At 67.1% G+C, this 14,568-nt stretch carries 12 protein-coding genes; 10 read left to right on the top strand and 2 right to left on the bottom strand.

Features of this window, described 5'->3' with window-relative positions; all coding sequences use genetic code 11:
• The first annotated feature begins 32 nt into the window (after window positions 1–32).
• The 3 genes from AAC979_RS00670 (at window position 33) to AAC979_RS00660 (ending at window position 3,652) form a co-directional block, all read left to right on the top strand.
• Window positions 33–803 carry a 16S rRNA (uracil(1498)-N(3))-methyltransferase gene (locus AAC979_RS00670; RefSeq protein WP_371344877.1) on the top strand — a complete coding sequence of 257 codons (771 nt, stop codon included), beginning with the start codon at window positions 33–35 and terminating at the stop codon, window positions 801–803.
• A 185-nt stretch (window positions 804–988) separates the two neighbouring features.
• The gene (locus AAC979_RS00665; protein WP_371344876.1) at window positions 989–2,134 is read left to right on the top strand and encodes a carboxylate-amine ligase; all 1,146 of its coding nucleotides are present in this window, start codon (window positions 989–991) and stop codon (window positions 2,132–2,134) included.
• A 147-nt stretch (window positions 2,135–2,281) separates the two neighbouring features.
• Window positions 2,282–3,652 (top strand): glutamate--cysteine ligase, encoded by a 1,371-nt coding sequence (locus AAC979_RS00660; RefSeq protein ID WP_371344874.1) that lies wholly within the window; start codon window positions 2,282–2,284, stop codon window positions 3,650–3,652.
• Between the two features lie 13 nt (window positions 3,653–3,665).
• On the opposite strand, the gene AAC979_RS00655 is transcribed toward AAC979_RS00660, so the two are convergent.
• Window positions 3,666–4,550 (bottom strand): LysR substrate-binding domain-containing protein, encoded by an 885-nt coding sequence (locus tag AAC979_RS00655; RefSeq protein WP_371344873.1) that lies wholly within the window; start codon window positions 4,548–4,550, stop codon window positions 3,666–3,668.
• A 192-nt stretch (window positions 4,551–4,742) separates the two neighbouring features.
• Here AAC979_RS00655 and AAC979_RS00650 point away from each other — a divergent pair, with 192 nt between their 5' ends.
• Entirely contained in the window at window positions 4,743–5,147 is a 405-nt protein-coding gene (locus AAC979_RS00650) for a DUF1127 domain-containing protein (RefSeq protein WP_371344872.1), read from the top strand.
• A gap of 253 nt (window positions 5,148–5,400) precedes the next feature.
• A complete protein-coding gene (locus AAC979_RS00645; RefSeq protein ID WP_371344871.1) occupies window positions 5,401–6,462 on the top strand; it encodes an LLM class flavin-dependent oxidoreductase in 1,062 nt (353 codons plus the stop codon).
• 134 nt (window positions 6,463–6,596) lie between these two features.
• Here the strand turns inward: AAC979_RS00645 and AAC979_RS00640 are convergent, their stop codons facing one another.
• Complete coding sequence (locus AAC979_RS00640) at window positions 6,597–7,997, bottom strand: glutamine synthetase family protein (protein ID WP_371344869.1); 1,401 nt, start codon at window positions 7,995–7,997, stop codon at window positions 6,597–6,599.
• A gap of 190 nt (window positions 7,998–8,187) precedes the next feature.
• On the opposite strand from AAC979_RS00640, the gene AAC979_RS00635 reads away from it, so the two are divergent.
• From AAC979_RS00635 to AAC979_RS00615, 5 genes are all read left to right on the top strand, one after another.
• Window positions 8,188–9,363: an ABC transporter ATP-binding protein gene (locus tag AAC979_RS00635; RefSeq protein WP_371344867.1), complete on the top strand. Its 1,176-nt coding sequence runs from the start codon at window positions 8,188–8,190 to the stop codon at window positions 9,361–9,363.
• A gap of 10 nt (window positions 9,364–9,373) precedes the next feature.
• Window positions 9,374–10,285 carry an ABC transporter permease subunit gene (locus AAC979_RS00630; RefSeq protein WP_371344865.1) on the top strand — a complete coding sequence of 304 codons (912 nt, stop codon included), beginning with the start codon at window positions 9,374–9,376 and terminating at the stop codon, window positions 10,283–10,285.
• Entirely contained in the window at window positions 10,285–11,103 is an 819-nt protein-coding gene (locus AAC979_RS00625) for an ABC transporter permease (protein ID WP_371344864.1), read from the top strand. The genes AAC979_RS00630 and AAC979_RS00625 overlap by 1 nt, the downstream gene beginning before the upstream one ends.
• Window positions 11,104–11,408: 305 nt before the next feature.
• Complete coding sequence (mutL, locus tag AAC979_RS00620; protein WP_371344863.1) at window positions 11,409–13,268, top strand: DNA mismatch repair endonuclease MutL; 1,860 nt, start codon at window positions 11,409–11,411, stop codon at window positions 13,266–13,268.
• Window positions 13,269–13,286: 18 nt separating this feature from the next.
• Window positions 13,287–14,567 carry an NAD(P)/FAD-dependent oxidoreductase gene (locus AAC979_RS00615; protein ID WP_371344862.1) on the top strand — a complete coding sequence of 427 codons (1,281 nt, stop codon included), beginning with the start codon at window positions 13,287–13,289 and terminating at the stop codon, window positions 14,565–14,567.
• The last annotated feature ends 1 nt before the right edge of the window (window position 14,568 follow it).

Raw genomic sequence — 14,568 nt, 5'->3', positions numbered from 1 at the left:
TTTGCCTGCAAATTCCGGATAAAAAACATTTCATGACCCGCACCCCCGCCGATTCCACCGCCGAGCCCTATGATTTCCGCGCCCAGCGGCTGTTTGTCGAAGAGCCGCTGGCCGAGGGCGCGCAGCTTCGCCTCGACCGCGACCGGGCGCATTATGTCGCCGATGTCATCCGGCTGGAGGTGGGCGGACACCTGCACCTGTTCAACGGCCGCGATGGCGAGTGGCGCGCGGTGCGCGAGGCGGGCGGGCGGCGCGAGGTGCTGCTGCGCTGCGAGGCGCAGCTACGGCGCCAGTCGGCCCCGCCCGATCTCGATTACGTCTTCGCCCCGCTCAAGCATGCACGGCTCGACTATATGGTGCAGAAGGCGGTGGAGATGGGGGCGGGCCGGCTGGTGCCGGTGATGACCCGGCGCACGCAGGCGACGCGCGTGAACACCGAGCGCATGCGCGCCAATGTCATCGAGGCCGCCGAGCAGTGCGGCATCCTCTCCCTGCCGGACGTGCTCGAACCCGTCGCCCTGCCGCGCTGGCTGGCCGGGCTGGCGCCCGCCCGCCGGCTGGTGTTCTGCGACGAGGCCGCGCCGCAGGCCGATCCGCTGGCGCCGCTGCGGGCGGCGGTGGCCGGCCCGCTCGCGGTGCTGATCGGCCCCGAAGGCGGCTTTGCCGAGGAGGAGCGGCGCCTGCTCCTCGCCCATCCCGGCGCCCTCGTGCTCTCACTCGGCCCGCGCATCCTGCGCGCGGACACGGCGGCGGTGGCGGCTCTCGCCCTGGTGGAAGCCGCCCGCCAGGCAACTCAGGCATAAGCCGACTATTGCGCTCACACTTCATCGACTTATTAGAATATAAATCTGATATCTGTTGATATTCTAAAGGTCACACTGCGGTCTTACTTCTCCATCATGCCTCGCGGCGGCGTGGCGCCATGTCGATTCGCTGCCGGCTAAGCGATAACGGCGCCCGTCCGTGACGCGAATGCGGGAAGGTCGCCATGTCTGTCGCCAATTCCAAGGCCGCTACGGAAGAATACCGCATCGGCATCGAGGAAGAGTATTTCGTCGTCGAGGGCGAGACCAAGAACCCGCTTCGGCGCGTTCCACCCGCCTTCATGCCGAAGTTGCGGGCCGCGCTGGGGCCGGCCGCGTCGGGCGAAGTGCTGCACGCGCAGATCGAGGTGATGACCCGTCCGCACCGCAGCGCTGCCGAGGTGCGGCAGGAACTGCACGGGCTGCGCCGCAGCCTCGCCGAGGTCAGCGCCGGCTTCGACCTTGCCTTCATCGCCGCCGGCACCCACCCCACCGCCAGTTGGCAGGGCGGCAAGCGCGGGCCGACCCAGCGCTATGACGGGCTGATGCACGATCTGCAGATGCTCGGCGAGCGCAACATGCTGTGCGGCATGCATGTGCATGTGGAACTGCCCGATGCCGACCAGCGCATCGACGTGATGCGCCGCATCCTGCCCTATCTCCCGGTTTTCGTGGCGCTGTCGACCTCCTCGCCTTTCTGGGAATCCAAGCGCACCGGGCTGATGGGCTACCGCCTCGCCGCCTATGATGAACTGCCGCGCACCGGCCTGCCGGAGCTGTTCGAAAGCGCGAAGGACTACCAGGACTATATCGACGCGCTGGTGGCGGCGCGGGCGATCCGCGATTCGAGCTATGTCTGGTGGACCATCCGCCCCTCGGAAAAGCACCCGACGCTGGAACTTCGCGCTCCCGACAGTTGCACACGGGTGGAGGATTCGGTCGCCATCGCCGCGCTTTACCGCGCGCTGGTGCGCCATCTCGTGCGCAATCCACGGCTCAATGCCGGCATCGACCCGGTCGAGCGCGCCATTGCGGCGGAGAATAAATGGCGTGCGCAGCGCTATGGCGTGCATGGCAGCTTCGTCGACCGCCGCGCCCGCGAGGCGGTGCCGGTGGCGCAGGCGGTGGAAGAACTGATCGACCAGCTCACCGATGACGCCGAGGCGCTGGGCGGGCGGGCGGAGCTGGAGCATCTGCGCACCATCGTCCGCGGCGGCACCAGCGCCGACATCCAGATCGCGGTCTATCAGGAAGCGGCGCACCGCACCGGCAATCGGGCGGAAGGGCTGAAGGCGGTGAACACCTGGCTCACCCACGCCTCGGCTCAATAGACCCGGAAGCGGCGGGCCTCCGGCGCGGCCTGCCGGAGGGTGCTTGCGGCGCCGCAATTTCCAACTTCCGTCGGTAGTTACAGCGATTTGCGCCGGAGCTTGGCGTGTGTATGGTCGCGCGCCCACGCATGCCGCCCGGAGTTTCCCATGGCGCGAGACCAGATCGACACGCAGCCCATCGCCAGCCGGGACGAACTCGTCGCGTGGTTCGAGGCGGGCTGCAAGGCGCCGACGAAATTCCGCATCGGTACCGAGCATGAGAAATTCCCCTTCACCCTGAAGGGCCACGAGCCGGTGCCCTATGAAGGCGCGAACGGCATCCGCGCCCTGCTGGAAGGCATGCAGGCGCTGAACTGCTGGGAGCCGATCATGGAAGGCGAGACCCTTATCGGCCTCGCCGACACGGTGGGGGGCGGGGCGATCTCGCTGGAGCCGGGCGGGCAGTTCGAACTGTCAGGCGCGCCGCTCATCACCATCCACGAGACCTGCGCCGAGGTGAACGGCCATCTCGACCAGGTGCGCGAAGTGGCGACGCCGCTCGGCTTCGGCTTTCTCGGCCTCGGCATGAGCCCGAAATGGACGCTGGCGGAAACGCCTGTTATGCCCAAGGGCCGCTACAAGATCATGTCCGCCTATATGCCGAAGGTCGGCACGCGCGGGCTCGACATGATGTACCGCACCTGCACCGTGCAGGTGAATCTCGACTTCGCCTCCGAAGCCGACATGGTGAAGAAGCTGCGCGTCGGCCTCGCCTTGCAGCCGGTGGCCACCGCCCTCTTCGCCAATTCGCCCTTCACGGAGGGCAAGCCGAACGGCTTCCTGTCCTACCGCTCGGAAATCTGGCGCGACACCGACAATGACCGCGCCGGCATGCTGCCCTTCGCCTTCGAGGACGGCATGGGCTTCGAGCGTTATGTCGACTACGCGCTCGACGTGCCGATGTATTTCATCAAGCGCGGCGACCGCTATATTGATGTCGCCGGCTCGTCCTTCCGCGATCTGCTCGCCGGCCGCCACCCGGCGGTGCCGGGCGAGAGCGCGACCGTTTCCGACTGGGCCAACCACCTCTCCACCATTTTCCCGGAAGTGCGGCTGAAGCGTTACCTCGAAATGCGCGGCGCCGATGGCGGGCCATGGCGCAATCTGTGCGCCCTGCCGGCGCTGTGGACTGGCCTTTATTACGACACGACGAGCCTCGACGCCGCCTGGGATCTCGCCAAAGGCTGGAGCGAGGAGGAGCGGCAGAAGCTGCGCGACGATGTGCCCCGGCTGGGCTTCAAGGCGGAAATCGCCGGTCGCTCCCTGCTGGACGTGGCGCGTGAGGTGGTGGACATCGCCCGCGCCGGCCTTCAGCGCCGCGACTATCGCGACAGCCAGGGCCGCGACGAGAGTCGCTTCCTCGCTCCGCTCGATGCCAGCCTCAAAGCCGGGAAGACCCCGGCCGATCTGCTGCTGGAGCGCTATGAGGGCGCGTGGAACCGCTCGGTCGAGCCGGTATTCGACGAGGATGCCTATTGAGCGGCGGCGCGGCTCACTCCGCCGCGATCGCTGCGTCGGAGATATTGTCCAGTCCCTGCACGATGTGATTGGCCAGCGCGTCGGCGAGCGGGGAAGCTTCATGCCGGTTGCGCAGCAGGCCGATGCGGCAGGGCGCCAGCGCCGGGAACCCGTCCGATGGCCCCAGCACCCGCATGCCCGGGCGCAGGCCCGATTCCGGCAGCACCGAAATGGCGAGCCCCGCCAGCACCGCCGCCGACACGGCGGTGGAATTGGACGAGGTGTAGAGGATGCGGAACGGCCGGTCGACCGCCTGCAGCATGGAGATCGCCTCCTGCCGCCAGTTGCAGGTCTGCCGCCCCAGCGCCAGCGGCACCGGGTCTTCCAGATGCACGGAATGGCGCATGGAGCCGACCCAGAGCAGTTGCTCGCGGCGGATAATCTCCGTCTCGCGGTTCATCGTCTCGCAATCGGTGATGATGGCGAGGTCGAGATCGCCAGTGTCGATGCGGTCGACCAGATCGGTCGAGGGATCGCACACCACGGTCAGTTCGACATTGGGATGGGTGGCGGAAAACCGCGCCATGATTTCCGGGAGATAGCGGTCGGCATAATCGTCCGGCACGCCGAGCCGCACCCGGCCCGACAGTTCCGCCGAGGCGAGGCTGGCCATGGCCTCAATGTTCAGCTTGACGATGCGGCGGGCATAATCGAGCAGCCGGTCGCCCTCGTCGGTAAGGCGCGAGGCGCGCCCGTCGCGGGCGAAGATCGGCCGGCCGACCCGCTCCTCCAGCCGCTTCATCTGCATCGACACGGCCGACTGGGTTTTGTGAACCACCTCGGCCGCTTTTGTGAAACTGCCGGTTTCGGCAATCGCAATGAATGTTCTTAATTGATCAATGTCGAGTAACACGCTCATTGACGCCCTCACGTCGGCCTATCATCAATCCCAATGATATCAGCGATCATAAACATTCGCTAGTGTGATTGATCGCGCTCCTTCATAACGATCCCGCCGCGAACGGACGGTGTCGATTTCGGGTGGCCCCAGGGCCTTGCCGCGATCAGAAACCCAGCACCGTCGCTGCGCGGCCGGCACATGGAGGATACGATGTCGTTTGTTGGCGAAGTCCGGAGAACCCCGTTCTCCTCGTTCGGTACCGCGGCGAGCGGGCTGCTGGTCGCCGTCTTCATGGGTTCCATCCAGTTCATCCGGGCGGTTGCCCGCCGGCGCCATATCGCCCAGCTCGGCGCGTTTGACGATCGCATGCTGCGCGATATCGGCCTCACCCGCGGCGACCTGCTCGACGCCTCGTCCGGCCCGCTCTGGCACGATCCCACCGCCCTGCTCGTGGTCCGTTCGGTGGAACGCCGCGCCGCCCGCCGTTCGACCATGCGCGAGGTGCTGCGCGAGGCCGCGCGGCAGGACGCCGCCGGCAGGGCCGCGCGCGGCACGCGGGGCACGGGCCCTGCGCCTGTCACGCCGCGTAACGACACTCCCGTCTCCTGCGGCTGAGCAGGACCGCCGACCTCTTGCGGCCATGCCTGGCCGATCCGGTCACCGGCGACATCGACCCCCTCGTGTCGCCGACTTGAAGCCCGCTGGTTCGCCCAGCGGGCTTCTCTTTTGGGGCGCGGGCGCCCGCTCCTTGCGGCTCCGGCTTGCAGAAGCGAAATGCTGTCCTTGCACCGCCGGGGATGCGCGCCCGACGCGGCCGGTCCATATGGGGGCCGCCGGCGCAGTGCCGGCCAGGAAGGGGACCGCTCCCATGGCACAGCTTCTCGAACTCGGCCTCGACACATTTGGCGACGTGACCTCCGGCGTCGATGGGCGCCCGCTCTCGCACGCCCAGGTGATTCGCGATCTGGTGGAGGAAGCGGTGCTGGCGGATGAGGTCGGCATCGACTTCATCGGCGTCGGCGAACATCACCGCGACGATTTCGCCGTGTCGGCGCCGGAAGTCGTGCTCGCCGGCATGGCCACGCGGACAAAGCGCATCCGGCTTGGGTCCGCCGTCACCGTGCTGTCCTCCGACGACCCGATCCGCGTGTTCCAGCGCTTCGCCACGGTGGATGCGCTGTCGAACGGCCGCGCCGAGGTTATTCTCGGGCGCGGCTCCTTCACCGAATCCTTCCCGCTGTTCGGCTTCGACCTCAAGGACTATGAGGCGCTGTTCAGCGAGAAGCTCGATCTGTTCGCGGCGCTGCTGCGCGACAATTCCACCACGCAAGGCGTCACCTGGCAGGGCAGGCTGCGCCCGCCGCTAAAGGATCAGCACGTCTATCCCCTGGTGGAAACCGGCACGTTGAAGACCTGGATCGGGGTTGGCGGCTCGCCGGAATCGGTGGTGCGGGCGGCGCGCTACGGATTGCCGCTGATGCTGGCCATCATCGGCGGCAATCCGGCCCGCTTCGCGCCCTATGTCGACCTCTACCACAAGGCCATCGGCCAGCTCGGCGGCACGGTGCAGCCGATCGGCGTGCATTCGCATGGCTACATCGCCGACACCGACGCGCAGGCGCGCGAGGAATTCTATGCCGACTACAAGCGGATGCATGACCGCATCGGCGCCGAGCGCGGCTGGCCGCCCTATGGCCGTGACGCCTTCGAGCATGAGATCAGCCATGGCTCGCTCTATCTCGGTTCGCCGGAAACGGTGGCGCGCAAGATCGCCAAAACGGCGAAGGCACTCGGCCTGTCGCGCTTCGATCTGAAATACAGCGCCGGCCCGCTCTCTCACGCCCGCATGATGCGCGCCATCGAGCTTTACGGCACCAAGGTGATCCCGCGCGTGCGGGAGATGCTGGCGGAGGAGAAGGTCGAGGCGTAGGCCCTCAAAGAGTCATCCCCGGGCTGGGCCCGGGGATGCGCAATTCATAAGCGTCAAACATGGATGCCAGGGTCTATCCCGGCTCGATGCCGTTCTGGAGGCGGGGGTGACGGCCAGCCTCCGTGCGGAACGCCTCAAACGTTCAGCAGCAGATATTCCCGCTCCCAGGGCGAGATCACGCGCATGAAGGTGTCGAACTCGGTCTGCTTCACCGCCGTATAGGTCTTGACGAAGGACGGCCCGAGCACTGTGGCGATTTCCTCCGAGTGCTGCAGCGCCGCCACCGCTTCGAGCAGGCCGCGCGGCAGCTCGAAATCGAGGCCCTTGGCGTCGGCTTCCAGCGGCTCGGTCGGGCGGAGCCCCTCCACCATGCCGAGATAGCCGCAGGCGAGCGAGGCGGCGATCACGAGATAGGGGTTGGCGTCGGAGGACGGCACCCGGTTCTCCACCCGCCGCGCCGCCGGCGCGGAGGGCGGCACGCGCAGGCCGGCCGTGCGGTTGTCATAGCCCCACTGCACGTTGATCGGCGCCATCGAATCGCGCGTCAGCCGGCGGTAGGAGTTCACGTAAGGCGCGAGGATCGACATCACCGCCGGCAGGTAGCGCTGCTGGCCGGCGATGAAGGAGAAGAACTCCGGCGTCGGATCTCCATCGGCGTCGGAGAAGATGTTGCGCCCCGTCTCGCCATCCACGATGGACTGGTGGATGTGCATGGCCGAGCCCGGCTCGTCGGCGATCGGCTTGGCCATGAAGGTGGCGTAGATCTTGTGCTGCAGCGCCGCCTCGCGGATCGTGCGCTTGAACAGATAGACCTGGTCGGCGAGCACGATGGGATCGCCGTGCAGCAGGTTGATTTCCATCTGCGCCGCGCCGTCCTCATGGATCAGCGTGTCGATCTCGAGGCCCTGCGCCTCGGAATAGTCGTACATGTCCTCGAACAGGGCGTCGAACTCGTTGACCGCCTGGATCGAATAGGACTGGCGGCCGATTTCCGGCCGACCCGAGCGGCCGATCGGCGGCTTGAGCGGGTAGTCGGCATCGGTGTTCGGCTCGACGAGGTAGAACTCGATCTCCGGCGCGACGACGGCCTTCCAGCCCTTCTTGGCGTAGAGGTCCACCACGTTCTTCAGCACCTGCCGGGGGGCGAGTTCCACCGGGCGCCCGTCGCGGTGATAGGCGTCATGGATCACCTGCGCGGTCGGGTCCTGCGCCCAGGGCACGATGGCGAGGGTGGAGAAATCCGGCTCCATCACCAGATCGCTGTCGACCACGACGGAATCGACGAGATTGTCATAGGGCGGGTAGTCGCCGGAAATGGTCTGGAAGAACACGCTCAGCGGCAGGTTCATCGTCGGGCCGGAGAGGAACTTCGAGACCGGCATGATCTTGCCGCGTCCGACGCCAGCGAGGTCCGGCACCGCGCATTCGATTTCGGTAATGCCGCGGGCGGCCATCCACGCCTTTGCCTCGGCAAGGGTGGTGACGCCGCGGGGATTGTCGACCGCGTCCTTCTCAGAACGCTTCTTCTTGGCCATGATTGCCTTCCTGTTGCGCTTTCTGCGCCGCTTGAGGCAATCACGGCCCGCTTGCCGCCGTCAAGGCAGCGTCACCCCGCCACCTTTGCAGGCATGGTAAAATTGTTCGCAGTGTGACGTTGAGCCGTCACACGAACCCGGTTAGCGTCTACCGGCCGAATAGCCGGCGGGGGAAACGGGATCAGTCAGCATGAGCACCGGCGTCACCGAGAAGACGCAGAAGACCATTGGCGGCATCCGCCGGAAATTCGCTCCCTGGAACGACCCGCAGGCCGTCCCGCTGATCAGCTACAAGAACGTCACCAAGCGCTTCGGCGAATTCACCGCCGTCGACAACCTCTCCCTCGACATTTATGAGCGCGAGTTCTTCGCCCTGCTCGGCCCGTCCGGCTGTGGCAAGACCACGCTGATGCGCATGCTCGCCGGCTTCGAGGACCCGACCGAGGGGCAGATCACCCTCGCCGGGCAGGACCTCGTCGGCACGCCGCCCTATAAGCGGCAGACCAACATGATGTTCCAGTCTTATGCGCTATTCCCGCATATGAGCGTGTGGGACAACATCGCCTTCGGCCTCAAGCAGGACCGGATGGAGAAGGGCGCCATCGCCGCCCGGGTCGAAGAGATGCTCAAGCTGGTGAAGCTGGAGAAATTCGCCAAGCGCAAGCCGCACCAGCTTTCCGGCGGCCAGCGCCAGCGTGTGGCGCTCGCCCGCTCGCTCGCCAAGCGGCCCAAGGTGCTGCTGCTCGACGAGCCGCTCGGCGCGCTCGACAAGAAGCTGCGCGAGGAAACCCAGTTCGAGCTCATGGATATCCAGATGGAGCTCGGCATGACCTTCCTGATCGTCACCCACGATCAGGAAGAGGCCATGACGGTGGCCGACCGCATCGCGGTGATGAATCACGGCAAGCTGGTGCAGGTGGCGCCGCCGGCGGTGATCTACGAGCATCCCAATTCGCGCTATGTCGCCGACTTCGTCGGCGACGTGAACATTCTCGACGCCACAGTGGAGACGGTGGAGGGGGGCATGGTCACCCTGCGGCCGGGCGTGGCGCCGGAGCAGCGCCTGCGCATCGCCCAGGACTGCGCGGTGAAGCCCGGCGACAGTGTCGCCATCGCGCTGCGGCCGGAGAAGATGCGGGTCGAGCTCGATCCGCCCGCCGATACCACCATCAACTGCCTGCACGGCGAAATCTGGGATATCGGCTATCTCGGCGACCTCTCGATCTACCATGTCGAACTGCCGGGCGGCACGCGGGTGAAAGCCGCCAAGCCGAACCTCACCCGCATGGTGGAGCGCCCCATCACCTGGGACGACAAGGTCTATGTCTATTTCTCGCCCGATGCCGGCGTGGTCCTGACGAGCTGAGGAGGCCCCCATGGCAAGCAAGGCCTCCGGGCGATGGCTGGTCCTCGCCATTCCCTATCTCTGGCTGCTGGCGCTGTTCCTGATCCCCTTCCTGATCGTCTTCAAGATCAGCCTGTCGCAGGACGCCATCGCCCAGCCGCCCTATTTCCCGACCTTCGACCTCGCCGAGGGCTGGACGACGTTCAAGGAGGCTTTCTCCGAACTCTCCTTCGAGAATTACGGCTATGTGCTCTCCTGGGATAATGAGTTCATCGAGGCCTATGGCTCCAGCCTGTGGATCGCCGGCGTCTCCACCCTGCTGCTGCTGCTGGTGGGCTATCCCATCGCCTATGGCATGGCGCGGGCGCCGAAATCCATCCGCCCGACGCTGCTGATGCTGGTGATCCTGCCGTTCTGGACCTCGTTCCTCATCCGGGTCTATGCGTGGATCGGCATTCTTTCGCCCGAAGGCCTGCTGAACCAGCTTCTGTTCGCGCTCGGCATCGTGGACCGCGATTCGCCGCTGCAGATTCTCGCCACCGACACGGCGGTCTATATCGGCATCGTCTATTCCTATCTGCCCTTCATGATCCTGCCGCTCTATTCGGCGCTGGAGAAGATGGACGAGACGCTGCTGGAAGCCGCCGCCGATCTCGGCTGCCCGCCGCTCATCGCGTTCTGGAAGATCACCTGGCCGCTCTCGCTGCCGGGCGTGTTCGCCGGCTGCCTGCTCTGCTTCATTCCCGCGGTGGGCGAGTTCGTCATCCCCGACCTGCTCGGCGGCTCGGACACGCTGATGATCGGCAAGGTTCTTTGGACCGAATTCTCGGTCAACCGCTCCTGGACTGTCTCCTCGGCGGTGGCGGTGCTGCTGCTGATGGTGCTGGTGATCCCGATCGTCTTCTACCAGAACATCCAGGCCCGCGAAGTGGAGGGACGCTGATGCGCAAGGGTCTGTCCTGGTTCAACGTGACCTCGATCACGCTGGGCTTCGCCTTCCTCTACATCCCGATCATCCTGTTGGTGATCTACTCCTTCAATGCCTCGCGCATGGTCACGGTGTGGGCGGGCTTCTCCACCCACTGGTATGTGCAGTTGTTCCAGAACCAGCAACTGCTCGATGCCGCCTGGGTGACGCTGCGCGTCGCCTTCCTCACCGCCACCGTCGCCACCGTGCTCGGCACGCTGGCGGCGATCGCGCTGACGCGCTACGGCCGCTTCTTCGGCCGCACATTGTTTTCCGGCATGGTCTATGCGCCGCTGGTGATGCCGGAAGTCATCACCGGCCTGTCGCTGCTGCTGCTGTTCGTCGCCATCGACATTGACCGCGGCTTCTGGACCATCACATTGGCGCACATCACCTTCACCCTGTGCTTCGTCTCGGTCGTGGTGCAGTCGCGCCTCGTCACCTTCGATCGCTCGCTGGAAGAGGCGGCGCTCGATCTCGGCTGCCCGCCGTTCAAGACCTTCTTCGTGGTGACGCTGCCCATCATCCTGCCGGCGGTCATTTCCGGCTGGATGCTCGCCTTCACCCTGTCGCTGGACGATCTCGTCATCGCCAGCTTCACCACCGGCCCCGGCGCCACCACCCTGCCGATGCGCATCTATTCCCAGGTGCGCCTCGGCGTGACGCCGGAGATCAACGCCGCCTGCACCATTCTCATCGGCATTGTCACCGTGGTGGTGATCGTCGCCTCGATCATGACCAAGCGGCAGGAAATCGAGCGCGAGAAGGCGGAGCGGCTGGCGGCGGCGGGCTAGGCGCAGGCCGGCTCCCCTCTCCTTCCCTCATCCCCGGGCCTGACCCGGGGATTCAGACTGCACCTGAAGCGCCGTCATGACCGGGCTTGACCCGGCCATCCACGTCATCCCGGCCGGAGCGAAGCGGAGAGCCGGGATCGCATTCCGACGGCCGGCCCCTCCCGCGATCCCGGATCGGCCTGCGGCCGTCCGGGATGACGGCTGCTCGGACGGACGGCTCGAACCTTAACGGGAGAACGGCGCGTCCGCCGCGCCCCTGCTATAGTCCGGCCGCCATCGTCCCCGAATCGTTCCCCGGATCTGCCATGCCGCTGCGCCTGCTGCCTTCCACACTGGTCGACCGCATCGCGGCCGGCGAGGTGGTGGAGCGCCCGGCGGCGGCGCTGAAGGAGATTGTCGAGAACGCGCTCGATGCCGGCGCCACCCGGGTCGAGATCATCATCGACGGCGGCGGGCGCAGGTTGATGCGCGTCACCGACGATGGAATCGGCATGAGCGCCGAGGAACTCGCCCTCGCGGTGGAGCGCCACGCCACCTCCAAGCTCGACAGCGAGGATCTGCTCGCCATCCACACGCTGGGCTTTCGCGGCGAGGCCCTGCCCTCCATCGGCGCGGTGGCGCGGCTCGCCGTCACCAGCCGGCCGAAGGGCAGCGACAGCGCCCATGAAATCCGCGTCGAGGGCGGGGTGAAGTCCCCTGTGCGCCCGGCCGCGCTCGGCTTCGGCACGCGGGTGGAGGTGCGCGACCTGTTCTTCGCCACGCCGGCGCGGCTGAAATTCCTCAAATCCGAGCGCGCCGAAACGGCGGCGGCGGTGGACACGGTCAAGCGCCTCGCCCTTGCCCGGCCCGAGGTCGGCTTCACCCTCGTCACCGATGACCGTGCGCCGATCACCTGGCCCGCCCGCACCCGCGACGCCGCCGGGCAGCGGGCGCGCATCGCCGATGTGCTGGGGGCAGAGGCCGGCGGCAATGCGCTCGATGTCGAGGGAATACGCGAAGGTGCGCGCCTCTCCGGCCTTGCCGGGCTGCCGACCTATTCCAAGGCCAATTCGCTGTCGCAATATCTGTTCGTCAATGGCCGCCCGGTGCGCGACAAGGTGCTGATCGGCGCCATCCGCGCGGCCTATGCCGACCTTCTGCCCTCCGACCGTCATCCGGTGACGGCGCTGTTTCTCGATCTCGACCCGCGCGAGGTGGATGTGAACGTCCACCCCGCCAAAACCGAGGTGCGCTTTCGCGACGCCGGCAATATCCGGGCATTGATCGTGCGTACGCTGACCGACGCGCTGACCGCCGGCGCGCCGCGCACCGCCTCCACTGCCGCCGACCGGCTGGCGCAGTTCGCGCGGCCCGACCTCGCGACCGATTATCGCCCCGAGCCGCGACCCGGCACCTATGACTGGACCCGCTCCTGGGCGGCGCCGGAGGGCATGGTCGACACGCGGGCGCCCGGTTTGAATGAGGCGCCTGCTCGCTTCGATTTCGACGCCCCCGTCCACTCCCCGGGCGGCGGCCTCGGTCTCGCCCTCGCGCCCGGAGCCGACGCCCGTGCCAACGCCGCCCCCGCGGCGCCGGAAGCGCTGGAGCGCCCGCTCGGCGCCGCACGGGCGCAATTGCACGAGACCTACATCATCGCCCAGACGCGCGACGGCGTGGTGGTGATTGACCAGCACGCCGCGCATGAGCGCATCGTCTATGAGAAGCTCAAGGCGGCGATGGCGCGCGACGGCCTCGCCCGGCAGATGCTGCTGGTGCCCCTGGTGGTGGAACTCGACCCCTCCGAGGCGGCGCGGCTGAGCGAACGCGCGGAGGCGCTGGAAAAGCTCGGCCTCGTCATCGAGCCCTTCGGCCCCGGCGCGCTGCTGGTGCGCGAGGTGCCGGCCCTGCTGGGCGATGCCGACATTTCCGCGCTGGTGCGCGAACTCGCCGAACACGCGGCGGAATGGGACGACGCCCTGCCGCTCGAACGCCGGCTTCTCCACATCGCCGCCACCATGGCCTGCCATGGCTCGGTGCGCGCTGGCCGCCGTCTGCGGGTGGAAGAGATGAACGCCCTGCTGCGCGAGATGGAGGAGACGCCGAACGCCGCGCAGTGCAATCATGGCCGGCCGACCTTCGTCACCCTGGCGCTGGCCGATATCGAGCGCCTGTTCGCGCGGCGCTGACCCGCGAGAGTTTGTACCATGGCCCCCCTGATCGACCACCCCAAGAGCTGGTACGCCGCCACGGCCAACCGTTTCTCCCCGCTGCCGCCGCTGCAGGGGGGAACGCGGGCGGATGTCTGCGTCATCGGCGGCGGCTATACCGGCCTCTCGGCCGCGCTGCACATGGCGGAGGCCGGGCTCGACGTGGTGCTGCTGGAAGCCGGCCGTGTCGGCTCCGGCGCCTCGGGGCGCAATGGCGGGCAGATTCATAGCGGCCACCGCCGCGACCAGGATTTTCTCGAAGCGCAGGTCGGGCTCGACGACGCCAAGGCGCTGTGGCGCATGGCGGAGGACGCCAAGGCGCTGCTGCACGCGCTCATCCAGCGCCACGCCATCGACTGCGATGTTCGCCCCGGCCTCGTCGTCGCCGATCACAAGCCCGGCTATGTCGCCCATAGCCACGCCTATGCGAAGAAGCTCAACGAGGTCTATGACTACCCTGATGCCGCGCCGCTGAGCCGCGAGGAGTTGCGCGCCATTGTCGGCACGGATGTCTATCACGGCGGCATGATCGACCATGGCGGCGGGCATCTGCACCCGCTCAACTTCGCGCTCGGCCTCGCCGAGGCCGCCCGCCGCGCCGGTGCGCGGCTCTATGAGCAGTCGCGCGCGCTACGCATCGAGGAGGGCGCCAAGGTCCGGATCGTCACAAGCGCCGGCTCGGTGGAGGCGGACTGGGTACTGGAATGCGGCGACGGGCTGCAGGACGGGCTCGACCGGCGGGTCGACACCCATGTCATGCCGATTTGCAACTATATCGCCGCCACCGCCCCGCTGGGGGAGCGGGCGCGGGAGATCATTTCCAATGGCGCGGCGGTGGCCGACAGTCGCTTCGTCGTCAATTACTACCGCCTCTCCGGCGACGGCCGGCTGCTGTTCGGCGGCGGCGAGAGCTATCGGCGCGGCCTGCGGCCGAATCCGGGCGAGTTCGTCCGGCCCTATATGCTGCGCATCTTCCCGCAACTGGCGGATGTAAACATCGACTATGGCTGGGGTGGCGTGCTCGGCATCACCATGACCCGCCTGCCCTATGTGCGCAAACTCTCCCCGCGCGTGCTCACCGCCGCCGGCTATTCCGGCCAGGGGGTGATGCTGGCGCCCTATTTCGGCAAGCTGCTGGGCGAGGCGGTGAAGGGCCAGCTCGGCCGGTTCGACCTGCTCTCCCGCCTGCCGGTACCAGCCTTCCCCGGCGGGCCGCTGATGCGCTGGCCGCTGCTGGTGGCGGGGCTGAGCTATTACGCGCTGCGCGACCGGCTCTAGA

Source organism: Ancylobacter sp. IITR112 (genome assembly GCF_041415945.1).
Taxonomy (GTDB): Bacteria; Pseudomonadota; Alphaproteobacteria; order Rhizobiales; family Xanthobacteraceae; genus Ancylobacter.
This window is presented reverse-complemented; position numbering and strand designations above follow the sequence as displayed.

Excerpts from the sequence above, each read along its gene's own strand:
- AAC979_RS00670 (WP_371344877.1), top strand. The coding sequence starts at position 33 with ATGACCCGCACCCCCGCCGATTCCACCGCCGAGCCCTATGATTTCCGC.
- AAC979_RS00665 (WP_371344876.1), top strand. The coding sequence starts at position 989 with ATGTCTGTCGCCAATTCCAAGGCCGCTACGGAAGAATACCGCATCGGC.
- AAC979_RS00660 (WP_371344874.1), top strand. The coding sequence starts at position 2,282 with ATGGCGCGAGACCAGATCGACACGCAGCCCATCGCCAGCCGGGACGAA.
- AAC979_RS00655 (WP_371344873.1), bottom strand. The coding sequence starts at position 4,550 with ATGAGCGTGTTACTCGACATTGATCAATTAAGAACATTCATTGCGATT.
- AAC979_RS00650 (WP_371344872.1), top strand. The coding sequence starts at position 4,743 with ATGTCGTTTGTTGGCGAAGTCCGGAGAACCCCGTTCTCCTCGTTCGGT.
- AAC979_RS00645 (WP_371344871.1), top strand. The coding sequence starts at position 5,401 with ATGGCACAGCTTCTCGAACTCGGCCTCGACACATTTGGCGACGTGACC.
- AAC979_RS00640 (WP_371344869.1), bottom strand. The coding sequence starts at position 7,997 with ATGGCCAAGAAGAAGCGTTCTGAGAAGGACGCGGTCGACAATCCCCGC.
- AAC979_RS00635 (WP_371344867.1), top strand. The coding sequence starts at position 8,188 with ATGAGCACCGGCGTCACCGAGAAGACGCAGAAGACCATTGGCGGCATC.
- AAC979_RS00630 (WP_371344865.1), top strand. The coding sequence starts at position 9,374 with ATGGCAAGCAAGGCCTCCGGGCGATGGCTGGTCCTCGCCATTCCCTAT.
- AAC979_RS00625 (WP_371344864.1), top strand. The coding sequence starts at position 10,285 with ATGCGCAAGGGTCTGTCCTGGTTCAACGTGACCTCGATCACGCTGGGC.
- mutL (WP_371344863.1), top strand. The coding sequence starts at position 11,409 with ATGCCGCTGCGCCTGCTGCCTTCCACACTGGTCGACCGCATCGCGGCC.
- AAC979_RS00615 (WP_371344862.1), top strand. The coding sequence starts at position 13,287 with ATGGCCCCCCTGATCGACCACCCCAAGAGCTGGTACGCCGCCACGGCC.